Source organism: Erysipelothrix sp. HDW6C (genome assembly GCF_011299615.1).
Classification (GTDB): Bacteria; Bacillota_I; Bacilli_A; order Erysipelotrichales; family Erysipelotrichaceae; genus Erysipelothrix.
Window position 1 is genome coordinate 1,669,706 of sequence record NZ_CP049861.1, and the last position, 19,648, is coordinate 1,689,353.

Sequence of the window (19,648 nt, forward strand, 5' to 3'; positions counted from 1 at the left end):
CAATGTCTTTACTTCTGTAGGAAGTCGATCTATCTTTCAATCGTAACTTTTTGAGATATTTGGTGTTTCTGGAATAAATTGTACGTTCTTACCTATTTTTCAACCGAGATTAAGCTACTGTAGGGTTGCAATAACTCTTCAAGAGGTCTAGACTCCTTCTGAGCTATCTTTTTTTTATGAGTTACTGTACACGAAAAATACAAACTTTCAAAAATCAAAAACTTATTTCTCATAGAGCGTAATAGTTAGCCCTAATTCACCCATTAATTCTTCACCATACTCAACAACTATATTTTTAGTTGGAAAAAGGTCTTTGACTCGTCTAGTCCAATTAAAAACTAATATATCGCCAAACTGTTTCAGAATTTTATCATTCTCCATAGATTCACTGTCTTTACCAATGAAAAAATCTCCAAAACTCCACGAATTTACCCACATCTCTATTTTTCTCTTATCAAAATCAAATTGTTTCTTTAGACTTGATAGTTTAACTAAAGCTGCATCCCCTTTTTCAATAAAGAAATCCTCAATAAAAACGTATCCATCTATTTCAATTATGTTTGGACATAAAACATATGCAACTGAAATAAAGTCGTCAATGCTATTGCTATTTGCTGAATGATTAAACAGCGTTATTCCCTTTTGATGTACAAAATCGTTAATTATTGAATCATCAACAATGCTTTTGTATAAATTAATTTTCTTCATTTTATCACCTTCCAAATAAATTTATAATAAATTCAGGAACTTCTCTTTCTAGCTTATATAGGTTATAGAATTATTTCCCGGTTGGTTTGCAATGATAATAATTCCTTCATCCTGTTTGCGCTTAAATCATAAATCAGCTTGCCTTGAGTAGCGTATACATACACATGCTCTCCATTTGATGAAAAATAAAATCACTTGTTAATTGGCGATCATATCCTTATGAATTAATCGAGACTGTTCCATTATCTATAAGATTCTTGCATAGATTTTCATTTAATTATGAAGTTTTGAAGCACTTTATCCAAAGGAAGATTCCCCGCCCATTGTGTATAACGAACCGAGCTTAATCGATAAATTAGATTTTAAAATCTCGTTCATAATTTTCATCATCTTCCCAGAGTATTTCTCTAGTCTTTGAATCTATAATTTTGTCGGGTCTATTGAACTCATTTGAAAGTTCAATAAATTGTCCTTCTTTATATTTGTTAGATGGATTTATTAATATCTTAGTTAGTTTTATACCTACAGCATAATATTCAACGTAGTTCGAATCATCTAATTCCAATCCGTTATCAGATTCGAAAGCACCTGTATTATCATTGCTTTCAAATTTTAGTCCATCAGACATATTAACTTCAATCGTTTCTATATTTCTAATACTCATTGAAAGCACTCTCATTAATTGTGTGTATTTCATTCTTTTTCTCCTCTATGGAACATTATATGGATCTGATGGAACAATATGGGCTCCACCATTACTGTCATAATGGATAATTCCATTCATTGTTGGAATACACTCACCCGGGTTAATATCGTAGAAATATCCTATTACTCTACCAAAATTTACTCTTTCTTTGGATGGAGTAACCATATTTCCTTTGCCACAAAATTCATCGAGTAGTTTTTGAGCATCTTCTTTGAGGTTACTTGGATTTTGTCAATTACTTAGTTGCTGTTTATAATTTAAAGTGCCCTCAATATGTTTGTTTTGTTTTCCATTATGTATATAGAATGGTTTAACCAAACTTGTATTGACACCAAACTCTTTTATGAAGAAGTCATTCCAGCTGTAACTTGTTCATTCCATTTATTGTATCTTGTTGCATCTTCAGGGGACATTCCCTCTACGAAACGTCCACATAAATATAATGATGATTTAGCGCACAATCAGGTCTATTCCAACTCAACCTTGCTGTAGCAACTTACATGACTATAACAAACCTTGAATTTAGTTATTAGCCTAAAGTAATCATCCTACATCATCTAGAGTGTATCAACTTTGGTGTACCAGAACAATATGTGTATAATCCCATTCGTTGAATTTCTTCTTGATGCAAGAACCTGAGGACCTTCGATCTTTTACATTTACTCTTCCAACACATTCCATATTTCGTTGTTATTTTTATTATCTCCATTTATAAGAGAAATAAATAACTTGCTACCCTTTTCTTTATTTATTTATATTCCGAACATTATTAGAAGTTTATTTTCACTCTTTGCTCTTTTAACCAGTTCTAATAATTCCATTATATTACTATTATTGATTTTTTCCGAATCTAAAGTGGACACAATCACTTCATTGAAATAAGCAAGTGATTTTGGAGGAATTAATGTTACTCCATATCTAGCGAGTCCTCTCTTAGGATTTGTTAATTTGTGCCAAAAAGTTTCGATATTTGATAATCTGTCTAACCACAAATTAACATAATCATCAGATATTTTTATTACATCAAATTCACTGATTTTAACTTTACTGTAATCCTGCGAGGTATCTATTTCTTCAATCATCGTAAATTCATTATATGGTCCCATATGACCCCCTTTCTATCTTCCTCCAAATGATAAAATAGAACCATCTGGTGCAATGAATATATATCTTCCGTTTTTCACATATCTCATAACCCCTTCAACATATCCATCAACTTTATACTTAGTTACATTTTTAAGATTCTTCGAAAATTCAACAGCTTTGTTCAAATGTTAGTCAGCGTTATAATCCCTCGCCCCCTTATGTTAATTTCACGATAATCATAGCATACTTCGTTTGTGTGCGACTTTATTTATTTTTCAATACAAATACTCGTTTTAAAATAAATACCTGTAAATCGCCTTTATCAACCCAAAAGAAAAGTAACCATATTTCAGGTTGCTTTTACTCTAATTATTCTCTGGTAGTTCGTCTTCATGTGGTTTTCTAACAAGTGGAATTAGTCTTTCCGTTGATGCGCCAAACTTCTCATAGTTTTTTCTTGCTTCTATTAGCGACACTTTGTTTGGTCCAATTGCGATATCAACTTGTTCCTGACCGACAATATCATACTGCCAAAAGCAAATAGGGCAAATTTCTCCAATATATCGCTCATCTCCTGTATCAACTTCATAATAGTTATCACAACAAGGACAATTTAGCATTATTTTACCAATCTTATGTTGACTCATTTTTTCTCCTCTATTGTTTATATTTCATAATTTGTTCTAACCAATAATTAATACCTGCATCTGGTTTAAAGTATGTTGATATTCCACCATATTGATTGATTATCCCAAATGTATTAGATGAAGGATCATATTGAAAATATGTTCCTCCGTCAGTGGTAAAAGTTTGAAAACCACTAGGTGAATTGTCTAGAAACTCTCTTGTACTTTTCAAATAATCTTGACTAGAACTTGACCCAAAATCAGAACCATGGTCTCCAAAATGTTTATCTAATGATTCTCCGTTCTTAAAATCAGCATTAGAATTTCTATTCCCATTATATCCTTCATTCCCCGTCCCCTTATGTTAATTTCATCATTTAGTAATGGAATTATAACAATAAATGAAAAAGTGACACTTGGAATATGTCACTGCTTCATCACTAATCAATCCATTTCTTAATTTTTGATTGAGGGTGTTTTAAATGTTTCATTAGGCTATATGCTCCAATTTTCATTTTAATAATATGGTCATTCAACTTTTCTGGATGAATTGATTCAAAGTCTTCTAAAAGCAACCCCTCTTCAACTAGTTCAATCAGTTCACTTGATAATGATAAATCATTTAGTTTAGAAACACTATATCTGCATCTTTGTAATCTTGTTTGTGGTTATGATGTTCCTTATATGTATTATTCTCGGATCATTAAGCACACAAGGTACATACCAAACTTAGCATCGACTCTATGTTGAGTTTCTAAAGGACTCCCGTATTCTTATGTTATCCAACTGTATAAACAACTTATAGGTCTTGTTTGTATCTTGGATTCGTCAATTGTTCTTCTAGAGGTTTGTGTCACCCAAAGTTCGATGATAGTATCAGAAGAAAATACTATATCAATCTAGACGCTTCTCTTCGACTAATTTCCAACAAAACTTTTCTTTAAAATCATTGTAACAATTTGAACAAATCCATGTCATTTTATCTAAAGTACAATAGCCCTTTGTAGAACAATCATCCACATTTGTGCAATCACACATAAATTTATGCCAACAAAAAACACAATGTTCATGGTCACTGTTTCTACCATTTATAGTAAACTTCGTGTAGATCAGCTCCACACCAGTCAGATATTCTTCCTGACCATTCAATCTCCAATCTTCCATTTAATTATCCTTTCTAATTTTTTGAAACTAGTTTTTCGGGACTAATTTTCCATCGGGATATAACCTGTATTGAGGCCCGTTTTTATAAGGGATATAATCCCAATGCGGGCCTTCTGGCATGGGGTGATTCAAATTAGGATGTAGTGTCTCTCCGGTACTTGGATTGAACCACGATCCTTTATCTTCCGGTCCACGCCACTCCCAACCTGCTCCTGGGGATTGTTTGGGATTATCTCCTGGATACTTGATTCCATACTCATTATTCACCGCACTTTGACTTGCAAGCCCGGCTGATACAGTAAGTGCATATAGTAATGGTGAGCCAGATAAAATGACTGACGAAACCATTGAAATTATACCATCCATACTACTCAAATCATATCCTAGTAATTGTTTTACTAATAACGTTAGTTGAGCAATAGTTGCTGAAGTCATGGCCCCCACTAATAGTTCATAGGCTAATGACTGACTAATATTTATTACACCACCTGCTACTAATCCCAGCGAGACAAAATGACCTACAAAAAATGCCGTTCCAAGTGCTACCGCAGCAAATGCAATACCAGTTAATATTTCCGAGATACTAAAATGGGTATATCCTTCATATTGAAATTCATTGATAATAATTGCCTTTTCAGCATCGTTTAAATTGTTCTTCGAACAATACTCATCAATCGCTTTGAGGATCAACGTGTGTTTATCCTCTGGAGATCCTCTTCCTATATTAATTTGTGTAGCGATTTCTTGAGTTTTTTGGCGGAAATAAATGCGCGCTTCTGCAAGTTTATTCTCATTAACAATTTTCTCTTGCATCTGACTATTTTGTGAATAATCAGCAGTTTTAAGCCCAAATGCGTCACAATATTTCTTAATCAACTCAAGTTTACGAATTCTTATTTCTTCTTCACTGTATCCCGCACTTCTAAGATTACTTTCAAGCACTGAAAGTTGCTCTTTTAGCTGAGAAACGCCCCCTCCTAGAATCCCTTTCAGAGCACTTACTGACGTTTGTTTTGAATATGAGATTGACTTGAATAAATCACTCACCATCTTAGTAGCTTCTGAGAAACTGACATTGTTCTTACTTGCGGTTTCTACGATTTTCCCTGCTACTCCCATTGCGCCCGTAATACCATTGGTAGTAGTTGCCTTATTCTTTTTATCCTTGATATTTAATACAGGTAACTTAAAGAAATTACCACTAGGGTCCGTACTATTCACTGAGTTATTCTCTGTATAAATATAGCGATTTTGACTCAATCCTTCGAATTGTGATCCACGATAGGTATCTTGACTCAAGAATGTTCCAACCTCAGTATCGTAGTAACGTGCTCGTAGGTACTGTAAGGAGCCATCATGATTCTCTGAACTATATCCGAATCGTGGTGTTGTCTTCGATAACGTAGCACCTCCTAAGGCATAGGTGTTCCACTTTACATCATTCGCACTTACACTACCAATTATGTCAAATTTTCCATTTATGATGTTATACGATGTATCAGTGTTAGTGTCCGTCTTTAAGCGTGTAATGCCGTAGGTATAGTCTTCTACTGATGATTCGCCCCGATAGGTGTTAAGGACCTGTGTATGTTCTTTTGTTCGATCATTGACATAGGTTTCATCTACGATACGTTTTGTAGTATCGCGCTCGGTAATGGTACAGTAATAACTGTTTTCAGTAGCTTCCAGTGTTGCGGCTATCGCTGTGTCGAGTATTGAATCAATATCGTTGGCTTCAATTTCTTCTGACATTTCACTTTCCGGTCTCAAAAGAAGATAGTCGTACGGTATAGACTCTTTACGGCCAATTCGTTCACCACTTGCATCGTAGGAATAGGTTACTTCACGACCATAATTATCAGTGAGTGATTTTAATTGATTGCTGCTTGTAAAGTCGTACGATTCAACAAGGCCGTTTGAGTAACGCTTTTCAATCACATTCCCATAGTCATCATAACGAAGGTTGATGGTTCCAGATTCATCTACCACTGAAACGAGTTGTTGTTTTTGATTATGATTGTAGCGGGTGACGGATGATTTTCCGTTTTCTACTTTAGTTTCTGTCAAACGGTTTCCACGGAAGTCATACGTTAATTTAGTTTGTGATTCGATACCCTTTGTCACAACCCGCTCTTCCACAATTTGATTTAATGCATCATATGAGTAGGTTCTCTTCGTTGTTTCCCCTTCATTTATCAATGTTTCAACAGTTACATTGCTGCGTGCATCGCGTTCATAACGTAACTCACTCAGTGTTTTTCCGTTTTGTGTAACAACTTGTGTTTCAAGATTTCCAATGTTCTAGTCAATGTAAGTTACTACAGTAAAGATGTGCTAGAGTTCATGAATTTACGTATAATTCTGTTATTGCATCTACTATTAAGCTTATCAATTCAATCATACCAAAGTGGGTCCCCCATGTTTTTTTACACAATCCATTCCACATTGATACTAGACATCAGAAGAATATCTTGATACTATCGATATACGATGCTTGTGGAGAACACAATTTAAAGACTGTACTAACAAATTTTAGTGAATTTGTTAGTACAAAGAATGGAGGAACTTAATGACAACTCTATTTGAGTATGATTATACAATAAGAAAGGAGGACTATAACGACCTAAACGAGTTATCATGTGAAATAAAGATGAATACAATGTTAGGTAAAATTATCATCATTTTTAGATATTTTGCAATTCTCGTTCTATCGGTGATTGTGATTACATTACTTTCAGGTAAAGAAGATGTATCCTCTCTGAATACACTAGTTATTTGTTTAGTAATATACTTAGTGATTAGTGACAGACGGTTTATACTGGTAATAACAAGAAGAGGACTAGATAAAGGATTTATAAAATACCCAGAACTTTTTTTAGGTAAGAGGAAATGTATATTCTTGGATAATAAAGTAGTATTTGAAAACATTGAACTCGATACAATATCAGAGTATGACTATAAGCTTTTCAATAGAGTAACTATTTCATCAACCCATATTTATTTTGAATTCCAAAATCAAGTTTTATTTATGATTCCAAAAGTATGTATAAGATCTAGTGAAAAAGAAAAAGAACTAGTTGATTATTTAGAATTCAAAGGAATACTAATTAAATCCGTTTGATGATTGTTCTAGTCAATGTAAGTTGCTACAGTGGAGTTGAATTACTACTGCGACATTAATATAATAGAACTATATTGGGAAAGTCAGTATTTGAAGAATTTAAATGAAAGAACCTTAAACAATATTATCAATATTGTTTGTCTTTTTGAAAACAATGTGCCAATATGTATTTACAATAGGTTAGACCTCCAACGGACTAATCTGTATTTCTTGTGAAGCCACTGCATAAATCGGTCCTAAAATTCGACTGAGTAAACATAGATGGCACCGGATTAAAAAGCGTCAGAAGCCACTATTTAGTGGCTTTCTTAATTCAAATCTCAACCGCATCACTGCTTGTTAAATATGAGTTTACTTCAAAAGCCGCTTTAAAGTCAAATATTTTTCGAGGCATTGCATTTATTTTAAATGAAATATCATCAAGATATTGCTGCTCAACTTGGATCAATGATTTACCTTTTGGTAAGTATCTGCGAACGATTCCATTAGCATGTTCATTGCTTCCGCGCTGATATGAACAATACGGATCACACTTGTATAATTTTACGCCAAGTTTCTTAGCAGTAATTCCCAACGTTTCAAATTCCTTGCCATTGTCAGTAGTTATTGATTTTACTGTAATTTCATTATCTACGATATACTTGTGGATTAGATTTGATGTATAGTAAGCAATCGTATAGTCTGCTTTTATGAGCCATACCTGACGTGTGCAACGATCAACAAGGGCGATAATTGTCGAGCATTCATTGCGTTTTCCAGTGATTGAGTCAATTTCCAAATGTCCTATTTCTTCACGGACTTCAAGATGGTTTGGTCTCAGACCAATGGGTAATATCGTCTTATTATCAAGATTCCAGCGCAAATGATTCATCATTCCATTCACTCGATTTTTGCGTTTACTTCGTTTGTAGCACATGTTGTGTGATTTAAAATTGAGCTTACCCGAGTTAATCCAATTGTAAACGTTTTGAACAGATACCTGTGGTTCACTGCTGTGGTATTTCTTAAAGCGATAGACGCAGACTTCAATAGACTGTGAACGACGATCATAGTGTTTCTCAATGTAGCTAATAAATTTCTCGTACTTATCGCGAATATTGATGGTACGTTTTTTATAAACCTTGTTTTTATATCGTGAGACGGTTGTATGAGATATATTTAATATTCTACCTACAGATCTCATTGAGTGACCTGTAGCGAGTAAAACATCAATTTGTGCTTTCATTGTAGTGTCTAATTGTTTATACTTCATATGGGAGCTCCTTTTCAACGGGTGAGCTCCTTTATTATACAAAGAAACCACACCATCTAGTGGTGCGGTTGACTTTTGAATTCAGAGAAGAAAAAACGGTATTTTCATACCGACTATTTCTTCTATCATTAATGTCTTTTTCAAAAAGTTAAACTTCAATCTTTCCTTTTCTAAAAAAATAAATCCTATTACAATCTTTACATTTCCACATTACTCCGTCTAGAGGCATTCCATCAACACAATCACTAACGGTTTGTGGATTCGTTTCTAAGAATTCATCATATTTTTGCAACTACACCTTGCCTTCATTTACTTTTTCCTCCATATTTATGGTATTAACTCCACAATATTTTTTATCTCTGGTCCGAACTTTCCAACTAGCCTTGACCAAATTTGGTTGATTTCATCACTACTGAAATTCGCTCGGGAAATGTCATAAATTATTTTCCCGTTTTCTCCTTTTAATTGTTCTAAAGCTCTACCTACTTTGGTTACCAGAGTATTTATATTATTTCTGTTCAATGTTTTAATTTCTGTAGGTATTCCATCTACCTTTAAGTCAAAACTCTTCCCTACATTTTGTGTTTCTGAAATAAGTTGTCCATTCTTTCCTTCAGAAAGAAGTTTATCTACTATTCTTTTCTCATCGGTGGTTAAACTACTATAGGACTTCAACGACTCATCTAGAGTTCCCGTCCCCTAGTTTGGAGTGTGTGGTACTTCTGGATTTTTACCTTTATCCATTGGGGTGGGTTTTTCTCTGATTTATATGTCTGAATTTTCAAGTGTATTGAAAACGGCGGGTGGGCAAGTAATAATCAAATATAATGAAAAATCGTTCTGTTATGCATTTGTCAATATTAGTGTTGTGTAGCGGTATAGTGAATTTGTAACACCTGTGTATAACAAGCGCGATGGAAGAAACAGATAGCGCGGGCAAAAGAAAAACAGCACTATTTTAGACTGTTTTCTTTCAGTTAGTTGTCAAAACTTTCAATTTCATCAGGATGAACTGAGAAAAATATATCACTTGGTTCCCCATTCTTATCAAGGAATTGCACTTCATAATCACCTGTAGCATACACTTCCAGTACAATTCCAATACTATTTTTTTTTGCACCATCTGAATCATATTTATTGGTGATTAATCTGACTTTGCTAAATAATTTCATAATTCCTCCTAATTAGAAAACCCTGCAAAAGGCGTTAACAACCTAATACTTCCATCTGGGTTCAGCATCCATCCAGATTTAATTATAGTTGTATTAGTTCCAGTTCCAATAGTTATATCTATTGTAATTCTTTGACCATACTGGTCCACTTTCCCAATTACATAATCACTGGCCGATAGTTTCCTTGACGCCTGCGACTGATATAATTCCGCCAATTCAGTTGCATTGCTTTGGTCATAGCCATACGACTTAAATATTTCCGATTTCCCATTTGAGTTATTTGGATCTAGTGCGTATTCACTGAATTTTCTGGCATCTACTTCAACCTTTGGACTCACTGTCCCCTGTCCAATACCAACTAATTTATTAAACACAGATGCTTTTAAAGCACCGGCTACTATATTCCCTACATCTTCTACTGCTCCTTGATAGTTTCCTTCATCTAAATTAATCGTGAAACTAACAATTCCAGCAGCAGATTGAACAATAGAAAGATAGAGTCCTGTCGCCAGCATTGTCGTTGTACCACCTGAGGGAACGAGTGTAGCGAGCAGAATTACATCGCTGACTGCCCCGCTTAAATCAATAACTCCCTTTAATACATACTTTCCAGCTCTACCCCAATTACCGTGAAATGCTTCATTAATCCCAAGTGCTAAATGATACACCCCACTAGCTATATTGTACCCTATCTTGAAAGGTGCCGTAATTGCAAATTCAAGAATTTTCAAGGGATTGATATTGATAATTGGAAGAGGATTTTGAAATCCATATTTGCCATAATGTTCCCAATTCAATCGAGCATTTTCTGCACTCCAGTCTTTATAGCCATCAACAATGCTAGAAGATGCTATCGAGATAAAATCCCAGAATGAAAGTTTATCGGGTTGTCTAGGCAAGCCAGCAAAATCATTTAATCGGTCTTGGAATGCCTTACTTTCAGTTACTGATGTCATGTTTAAATTAAACGTGTCGCAGTATTTCCTGATCAGTTCAACTCTCAATCTCGCAATTTCAACATCATTTCTACCTTGCACTCGCCACTCTCTCTCCTTGGCAGTAATTTGAGCAGCGAGGGATTCAATTTGAAATTTAGTGATGCCTTTTCTGAATTTTTTCACACTGCCATCATCTGAATTTGAAATAGATTTAAGAAGCTTGCTCACCATCTTCGTTGCTTCTGAGAAACTGATATTATTCGAACTTGCGGTTTCTACAATTTTTCCTGCTACTCCCATTGCACCCGTAATACCATTGGTAGTAGTTGCCTTATTCTTTTTATCCTTGATATTTAATACAGGTAACTTAAAGAAATTACCACTAGGGTCCGTACTATTCACTGAGTTATTCTCTGTATAAATATAGCGATTTTGACTCAATCCTTCGAATTGTGATCCACGATAGGTATCTTGACTCAAGAATGTTCCAACCTCAGTATCGTAGTAACGTGCTCGTAGGTACTGTAAGGAGCCATCATGATTCTCTGAACTATATCCGAATCGTGGTGTTGTCTTCGATAACGTAGCACCTCCTAAGGCATAGGTGTTCCACTTTACATCATTCGCACTTACACTACCAATTATGTCAAATTTTCCATTTATGATGTTATACGATGTATCTGTGTCGGTGTCTGTCTTTAAGCGTGTAATGCCGTAGGTATAGTCTTCTACTGATGATTCGCCCCGATAGGTGTTAAGGACCTGTGTATGTTCTTTTGTTCGATCATTGACATAGGTTTCATCTACGATACGTTTTGTAGTATCGCGATCGGTAATGGTACAGTAATAACTGTTTTCAGTCGCTTCCAGTGTTGCGGCTATCGCTGTGTCGAGTATCGAATCAATATCGTATGTTTCAATTTCTTCTGACACTTCACTTTCCGGTCTCAAAAGAAGATAGTTGTACGGTATAGACTCTTTACGGCCAATTCGTTCACCACTTGCATCGTAGGTGTAGGTTACTTCACGACCATAATTATCTGTGAGTGATTTTAATTGATTGCTGCTTGTAAAGTCGTATGATTCAACAAGGCCGTTTGAGTAACGCTTTTCAATCACATTGCCATAGTCATCATAACGAAGGTTGATGGTTCCGGATTCATCTACCACTGAAACGAGTTGTTGTTTTTGATTATGATTGTAGCGGGTGACGGATGATTTTCCGTTTTCTACTTTAGTTTCTGTCAGACGGTTTCCACGGAAGTCATACGTTAATTTAGTTTGTGATTCGATACCCTTTGTCACAACCCGCTCTTCCACAATTTGATTTAATGCATCATATGAGTAGGTTTTCTTCGTTGTTTCCCCTTCATTTATCAATGTTTCAACAGTTACATTGCTGCGTGCATCGCGTTCATAACGTAACTCACTCAGTATTTTTCCGTTTTGTGTAACAACTTGTGTTTCAAGATTTCCGAGTGCATCAAAAGTCCGTTGTGTTTTTAGATTGTTACTTGTTTCAAGAATCGGATTTCCAAGTGCATCATAGGCGTACGTTGTTGTTTCTTTGCCGTCAGTTACAGTGATTAAACGGTCATAGGCATCGTATGTATAGTTAACGCGTTTTCCATTTGGATAAACAATGGATGTTTGACGCCCTTTAATATCATAGGTGTACTGAACGCGCTTGTCATTTGAATCCTGTGTCTCAATGATATCTTGAGTGTTGTTGTATTTGATTAACACTGTTCCATCGGCGTTCGATGCACTTTGCATTTGACCCCAATTATCATAGGTATACGAAATGACTGCATCGTCTGTTGTCTTCTTAATGAGTTGGTTGCGCTCATTGTAAGCAAATTCAGTTTTACGGCCGTTTATGCTTTCGTTTGTAATGTTGCCATAAACATCGTAAGTACTTGTATCTTTACTGCCATCAACATTTGTAATCGAAACCAGATTGTTCATTGCATCATAATTTCGTCTCTCAACGCGTTCGTCTTTGTAGCGTGTTTCAATAAGATTGGATTCTTTGTCGTACACAAAGCGCATCACAATGCCATGTTCATCTTCCTGAGCAATGATATTTCCTGCTGCATCATAAACACGTTTTTGTATGAATCCACGCTCGTCCGTGCTTTCTACGACGCGACCCAAGGCATCATAGCGATTGGCAGTAAAATTCCCAACCGCATTGGTTTGTTTAATGAGTTGACCGCGCTCGTCGTATTCGTAGGTAGTTGTGGCATTGTTTGCATCGGTTGTTGCAACTTTTCGACCCATAGTATCATAGGTTGTCGTCGTTGAACCCAGTGCATTCTCAGTTACAATAAGACGGTCGAGCGCATCATACGCATAGGTTTCAACCGCACCTAAAGAATCTTCTTTTTTAGCGAGGCGATTCATTGCATCATAACTGTACATGACGGCAAACCCGCGTTCATCTGTCTCTTTAATGAGACGATCAAACTCATCATAGACACGAGTTTGTTTGAGTCCTGACGATTCACCCACGATCAAGTTCCCTTTGGAATCATAGGACATAGTTGTGACATTGCCCAATTCATCAGTTTTTGATTTCAAACGTCCCAAGGTATCGTAAACATACGCAATTCTTAGTTTGGGTTGTGTTTCCCACCCTTCTGAAAGGAGCTCTTGGTATTCATTATACATGTAGGTTCGCTTCAAACCATTTGAGTAGGTTTGCGTCGCAATTGCATCAAAGTCTGTATACGTCATGGTTGTCTTATTACCGTTGGGACTGATGCTCTCTACTTGACGATTGCGTTCATCAAATGTACTGGATGAGATTTGATTGCCTGATTCAATTTTCTTGATTTGATTTCCACGCGAGTCGTACTCGTATGTTACCGATTCATTCAATGGATTTGTCTCTTTTATAAGTTCATCGAAATCATTGTATTCATAGGTGGTTTCAAATCCCAATTGATCAATACTCGCTGTTTTTCGTCCTGCAAGATCGTAGCGATATTGAACTGAAGTTCCATCTGGATACGTTGTTGCAATGATTTGATTTTGAATGTTGTAGACGTTTTGTGTCGTATTGCCAAGTGCATCTACAGACTGAATCAAGCGATTCTCAGCGTCGTATTCACGCGTACTCTCGTGGTCTCCTGTAGTTTCACTTAAAACATTTCCAACCGCATCGTATTCGTATACAATCGGCAGAAGTGCACTTACAACCTGTTCCTTGACGTGTCCTCGTGCATCAAATACGGTTCGCAATTCAAAAGAACCAGCATCGCTAGATACAAGCTGTCCGAGTTCGTTATAATCATAGGTTGAGGTATTTCCATAAATATCTGTGGCTTTGATGGTTTCACCCAATACATTGGTTTCAAAGGTTGAAACACGTCCGCGAACATCTGTAGCTTTTACCAAATATCCGTACTCATTGTATTCGTAGCTCTCGGACATTCCATTTTCATCCACGCGCTCAATGAGCTGTTGCTTATCATTATAGGTTAATTTTTCTTGATAACCCAGATTGTCCGTTGTTTCAACGAGACGATCAAAAGCATCATAGGCATACGTGATCTCTTTTTGGTAGTTCACTTCTTTAATGCGTTTGCCATAATCATCATAGGTTGTTGTTGTCTTTCGTCCATATGCATCGACACTGACAACACGATCAAGAGCATCGTATTCATAAACTGTAACACGACCCAGCGCATCGATTTCACGAATCATATTTCCTTTGGCATCATATTCGTATTCTGTTTGAATAACGGTGTCATTGAGAATATCTATCTGCCGTTCCGCGATTTTTTGACCCAAGACATCATAATCATATTCAAATGTGTAACCAAGGGGTGAAACGCGTGTCGCTACCTGGTTTTGATGTGTATATGTTGTTGTCGTAGTGTTGCCATTTTCATCTGTTTCCTTAACAACATTTCCGTTGCCATCATACTCAAAAGTGCGCGCGTTGCCATCAGCATCTGTTTTAGAAAGAATGCGACGTTCACCATCATAACTACTACCCAGTGTTAAACTATCTCCAATTGAAGATTCAATAACTGTCCCATTCTTTGCATAAACCATTTCTGTGAGACGGTTTAATGGATTCAGTTCACCGACCTTGTTTCCCTTTACATCATATGTGTAGGATGTTTTCAAACCGTCCCGAGTCTCAGATATTAATCGGGATCCTTGATACTCATACTGAGTGTGTGTTTGATTAGCATCGATACTCTCAATTAAGCGACTCGTTGAATCATAGATATTGATTGATTCTCTCATAAATGGATCAATTGTCTTGGTTCGATTACCATTGGAGTCATATTCATACGAGGTTGTTTGGTCAATGAATGTTTCTGCAATGACATGATTCGAAGCATCGTATTGATATGTTTTACTTTGACCTAACGGATTCACTGTCTCAATTAGATTTCCATGGGTATCGTATGAAAAAGTCGAAATACGTCCCAATTTGTCACGACTTTCAATCAATTGGTTGTTGCTGTCATAAGTGAATGACTCGACATTTCCCATTGCATCTTCAAGTCTTACAACATTACCGTTTTCATCATATGCATAGTTTGTAGTACCACTTTGTGTTTGGGTAGCAACGATGCGACTCCAGCCATCATAAGTGTAATTGGTTCGATTGCCATTTCCATCAGTTTGAGAAACCTTATGGCCGTCACCATCATAAGTAAATGTTTCAAAGTGATGGGGATAATCTATGCGCACGAGTTGTGACCTGTCATCATAGGTATAAGTCGTCACATTACCCAATTCATCGGTTGTTGATTTTAAATTTCCAGCAGGTGTGTAACTGTATTTTGTCGAAGCACCATCTGACAATTTGGATTCAACTTTTTGACCATTTGCATACGTATAGTATTTTTCAAGACCATACATATCACGCTCATATGTAACTTGGTTTGCGTCATTGTACGTCTTGGCTTCAGAGGTTCCATCTGGATAATTTGAGCTTGTGATACGATTCTTTGCATCATAAGTAAATGTTGTTACATCACCATTAAAATCCGTGATTTTAACCACGTTATTATTCGTATCGTATGCATAACTTTTCGTCTGATTGCGTGCATTGGTTTTTTGAACCAAACGATTGTTTGCATCGTATGCATAGTTTAGCGTCGTGCCGTCTTCTACGGTTTCTTGAATGAGGTTTCCTTTTGCATCGTATACTTTGATGCAGTCATCAACACCTTCATCTTCAATTCTTGTTGCATATCCCTTATCATCTTTATAGACGCGGGTTATATTGCCTTGATAATTGGTGACATCCGTATAATCACGGCTGTAGGTAAATGTTGAGGTTTGGCCCAATGCATCTGTTTGTTTTGAAATCCGTCCCATTGCATCATAGGCATTCACAACAACTGTATCGTCGTGTTCACGCCCTGTATAGGAGAGCATCAGTGAATTTGCATCGTAACGGTATGTTATTGTATATCCCATTTGATCGCTGAATGTCACAAGATTCAAGTTCGTATCGTAACCATAATTCAAGACATTTCCATCAGGATCTTTTATCGTCCCAATGAGTCCGTACTCATTCAGCGAAATAATGAATTTTCGTCCCCCTGGTGTCACGATTGCTGTGAGCTGATGATCCTTATACTCATACGTGAAAGCAGGTTCATATTGGCTTCTTTCATACGATGTAATATTCCCCACTTCATCGAATGTCATGACTTCGTAAGTCATTGGATCTATTATTTTATAACCATAATGAATAATTTCTTTTGTTGTTTGACGGGGTGTTTCATCTTGATCATAGTAGCCGTTATCAACACGTTTTGTCTCACGACGAATTTCATAGCGTTCAATAGTGTAATTGGAGTCAAAAGGTGTTGCATAGCCATTCCCTGATTTCTCAAATGTCAGAATACGGCCTGTTCCATCGGAAAATTCGATGTTGCCGTTTGCCAAGAAGTACAATTCTTTGTAAAGACTAAGGGTCCAATTCCTCCCAAAGAGTCCAACCTTCCCGCCAGCCATACTATTATAGTAACGTTCAAAGAGGACTTCTTTATCATAATCAATGGAGCCAGTATCTGGATTTGAGTAAACGAAGTTCCCCGTATTAAAGTTAATGGGTTCGTATCCATATACACAATGTTGATTGCGTCCCAAAAGATTGTTATCAATCATACGCTTATCGTTTTCACTCAATGCGGCAGGTTGATAGACTTTATCTTTATTTTTTAAGGGGTTACGAATGAAAAGAACGTTTCCTTCAACAAGCAGATCATCATCCATATTGTTATCTTGCATGAAAAGCGTCTTATTTGTGATACCATAAAACGCCAACAATCGTGGTAAACGATCATAGGCAGTGACCTTATACAAGATAAACTCATCGCTTTGCTTCCATGCCGATGTCGTCCCATTGTGACTGCTTTGATAGGAAACTTTGTACAATGAATTCATTTTTAAGTTTGTATTATAAAGTAAGTTTGGCATTTGATAGTTACTGGTCAAACGGTAATAGGTTTGCGTATCCGCCAATGTATCATAGCCCAATTCTTGGGAATACTGAGGGAAACGGCGGTATCCATCAATGGCAAGTGTATTTCCTGTATAAATACTTTGATTGGATTTGTCCTTGACATCAACTTTGATGGCAGACCCCGGTCTACTTATCCCATCAAATCCCAACGAACTAAACTGAACTACGTTATTTTTGCGACTGTTGACCGTAAAAGGACGCAAGCTTAACGTCGTTTTATCAAGACTTAAATTATCATCGACGGGTTCTTGCTTGACTGTCGTGATTTCGATATAAGGACGATCATTAGGATAGATGTTGCTGACGTGATTTGGAAAGTAATGTGCAGCTTCCAAAAATGTCCCATCGGGTTTGCTTTCACCTTTTATGAGAATGCCATGGTGTGTGCCACTGTTTTCCCAGGATTGCATGATATCGGTAATATCAAAGTTTAATGTGCCATAATATCCCGTAGCCGTTTGAGATGCTCCCATGGGTGTCGCGATCGCACTGTTATCAAGGTATGTCTGAAGATTGTCATAGGTAATATTAAATGGATCTGAGACGTCAAAATTCTTGCTTGGATCCATCATATAGGTACGATAAACAGCACCCTCACCATCATTTGCATTTGGATGTGTATTGTAATACATAACAAGTTTCGCATCACTGACAGTTCTATTTTGACCAATGATTGGTGCTAAACTTTGGCCATTGTAAAAACTAATGATTCCCCAGTTATTGCGACTCTCACAGATGTCCATACCAGTACAAAATATGTAACCATCATTGTAATCACCATTACCAATAACTACATTATCTGTTGAGACACTACCGCCTGGGTTATAACTGTTGCTCTTGAAATTTGCGCCACTTCGTACACCAAATAACGAAACAGTTGATGAATCAAAACCTCGTGTTACATCACTCTCTAAATCAACATCAAAAGGTGTGTCTGGTTTTAAAGCTTTGGTCGCTTTGATAGAAACACCGTATCCTGTTTCAAGGGTGTGTAATTCCAAGTCAGGATTCATTGCAAGATTATCGAATGCATCACCTCGCAAACGGAAATTGAGACTACCGACCTCTTTACCTTCCGCCACCAATAGGATGGAAGTCCCCATCTCACTTAATTTTGGCGTAATACCTTCGGCTGTTTGAAAGGGAATGATTTCTGATGTCGATAGTGTTTTGTTTCCACTGAAACCACGTGTTGTAGGTGTCAGGGAATTAAACTGTTTCACATCAAAAGTGACCAGTTTACGATTATTGTCTGAGAGTGCCACCACAGACTCACTCATCGTTACAGCGCGCTCATTTGTGGTACTAATCTGAGAATTCCCTGAGCGGTCCAGTCCCACAAATTCAAGTTTAATATCTTGCCATTCGCCATCCACCAACTCGTGAACTGGATCCATAAATATCAGATTCTTTTCCTCATCATCGCGTACAAAAACCTTAATGTTCTCTTCGCGTCTTGATACATCCTCACGAAAGCCTGCTAAAGTTAAAGATTCATAATCATCTTTTTCTACTGTTCGAACTTCGGGCTCTTGTGCATTTGCTGTTGAAACCTTTTGATCCTCGGTCTCCTTTTCACTGGGACGGTTAATATCTTGTTGATAGTAAGGTCCTTTATCATCCGCATAAATATTTAAAGATTCATGGGGATTTAATTGAATGAGTGTTATCGCAATCATTAATGTAACAATTGATAACAGCGTTCTTTTCATTTTATTCTTAATTGTATTCATAGGTTTCCTCCAGGATTTCGATTGATTTCAATGTTTCACGCAACGCTTCATACTTCGCACGAATCTCATCAATATTTTCTAGTTCCATTGCATCCGCAATATCGTTAAGGATATCACCCACCGCATCGTAGTGTTCTGAGAGACTGCGATATCCATCCATTCCAGGAATCGTTTCCGTTCCCACATAGGTCAGACTTCGATAAACCATCGATTCATCTTTGAACTCGAGTGCGAATGTGCGCAGTTGTTGTGCAACATCTTCATCACAATCGATAAGGTATTGACCTGTACTCGGAAGTTTAAAATAATCTAACAATCGAAATTTAAGTTTGAAAGAGCGGTTCAAAGATGCACTCGCGTGATTTTTGAATGTAATCGCACTCCCTGTTTCTTTCTGTGTGTTGCACGCTTTAAGGAAAAACAAAAGCAATAAAGCGATCAGTATTACTAAAAATGTCACAATTTTTCGTTTGTGTTCACGTATCCATTCTTTCATTAATATTCTTCTCCTCAATATAAAAACGTGATTGCAAAAAACCAGATGGTCTGGTTCTGCAATCACGTATGCTTTTCCCTCATATATTTTACACATTCTATCACGTGCATATCACATTCATTATAATGTTTGCTTTGGGTT

At 36.6% G+C, this 19,648-nt stretch carries 11 protein-coding genes and 2 pseudogenes; 1 reads left to right on the plus strand and 12 read right to left on the minus strand.

The genetic code is table 11. The features are described 5' to 3' along the window. Positions 1-222: 222 nt before the first annotated feature. From G7062_RS08055 to G7062_RS08085, 7 genes and pseudogenes are all read right to left on the minus strand, one after another. Positions 223-708 carry a hypothetical protein gene (locus G7062_RS08055; RefSeq protein WP_166065402.1) on the minus strand — a complete coding sequence of 162 codons (486 nt, stop codon included), beginning with the start codon at positions 706-708 and terminating at the stop codon, positions 223-225. 355 nt (positions 709-1,063) lie between these two features. Further along, entirely contained in the window at positions 1,064-1,405 is a 342-nt protein-coding gene (locus tag G7062_RS08060; RefSeq protein ID WP_166065403.1) for a hypothetical protein, read from the minus strand. Positions 1,406-1,417: 12 nt separating this feature from the next. Next, positions 1,418-1,618: pseudogene (locus G7062_RS11620) on the minus strand (polymorphic toxin type 50 domain-containing protein); the annotation flags it as partial. Positions 1,619-2,166: 548 nt separating this feature from the next. Then, the gene (locus tag G7062_RS08070; RefSeq protein WP_166065404.1) at positions 2,167-2,520 is read right to left on the minus strand and encodes a hypothetical protein; all 354 of its coding nucleotides are present in this window, start codon (positions 2,518-2,520) and stop codon (positions 2,167-2,169) included. Between the two features lie 345 nt (positions 2,521-2,865). Continuing rightward, complete coding sequence (locus G7062_RS08075) at positions 2,866-3,147, minus strand: CPCC family cysteine-rich protein (protein WP_205700121.1); 282 nt, start codon at positions 3,145-3,147, stop codon at positions 2,866-2,868. Positions 3,148-3,566: 419 nt separating this feature from the next. Beyond that, positions 3,567-3,755, minus strand: a pseudogene (locus G7062_RS11625) (DUF3969 family protein); the annotation flags it as partial. Between the two features lie 562 nt (positions 3,756-4,317). After that, the gene (locus G7062_RS08085; RefSeq protein ID WP_166065405.1) at positions 4,318-6,414 is read right to left on the minus strand and encodes an RHS repeat-associated core domain-containing protein; all 2,097 of its coding nucleotides are present in this window, start codon (positions 6,412-6,414) and stop codon (positions 4,318-4,320) included. 445 nt (positions 6,415-6,859) lie between these two features. On the opposite strand from G7062_RS08085, the gene G7062_RS08090 reads away from it, so the two are divergent. Next, positions 6,860-7,411, plus strand: coding sequence for a hypothetical protein (locus tag G7062_RS08090; RefSeq protein WP_166065406.1), 552 nt, complete (start codon positions 6,860-6,862; stop codon positions 7,409-7,411). A 313-nt stretch (positions 7,412-7,724) separates the two neighbouring features. Here G7062_RS08090 and G7062_RS08095 read toward each other — a convergent pair whose 3' ends face one another. From G7062_RS08095 to G7062_RS08115, 5 genes are all read right to left on the minus strand, one after another. Continuing rightward, positions 7,725-8,663 carry an IS30 family transposase gene (locus G7062_RS08095; protein WP_166065407.1) on the minus strand — a complete coding sequence of 313 codons (939 nt, stop codon included), beginning with the start codon at positions 8,661-8,663 and terminating at the stop codon, positions 7,725-7,727. Positions 8,664-8,990: 327 nt separating this feature from the next. Then, complete coding sequence (locus G7062_RS08100; protein WP_166065408.1) at positions 8,991-9,338, minus strand: hypothetical protein; 348 nt, start codon at positions 9,336-9,338, stop codon at positions 8,991-8,993. Between the two features lie 302 nt (positions 9,339-9,640). Continuing rightward, positions 9,641-9,835 (minus strand): hypothetical protein, encoded by a 195-nt coding sequence (locus tag G7062_RS08105; RefSeq protein WP_166065409.1) that lies wholly within the window; start codon positions 9,833-9,835, stop codon positions 9,641-9,643. Between the two features lie 8 nt (positions 9,836-9,843). Beyond that, positions 9,844-19,011 carry a DUF6531 domain-containing protein gene (locus G7062_RS08110; RefSeq protein ID WP_166065410.1) on the minus strand — a complete coding sequence of 3,056 codons (9,168 nt, stop codon included), beginning with the start codon at positions 19,009-19,011 and terminating at the stop codon, positions 9,844-9,846. Next, positions 18,998-19,507 carry a hypothetical protein gene (locus G7062_RS08115; protein WP_166065411.1) on the minus strand — a complete coding sequence of 170 codons (510 nt, stop codon included), beginning with the start codon at positions 19,505-19,507 and terminating at the stop codon, positions 18,998-19,000. Before G7062_RS08115 ends, G7062_RS08110 begins: the two co-directional genes overlap by 14 nt. Positions 19,508-19,648 lie beyond the last annotated feature (141 nt).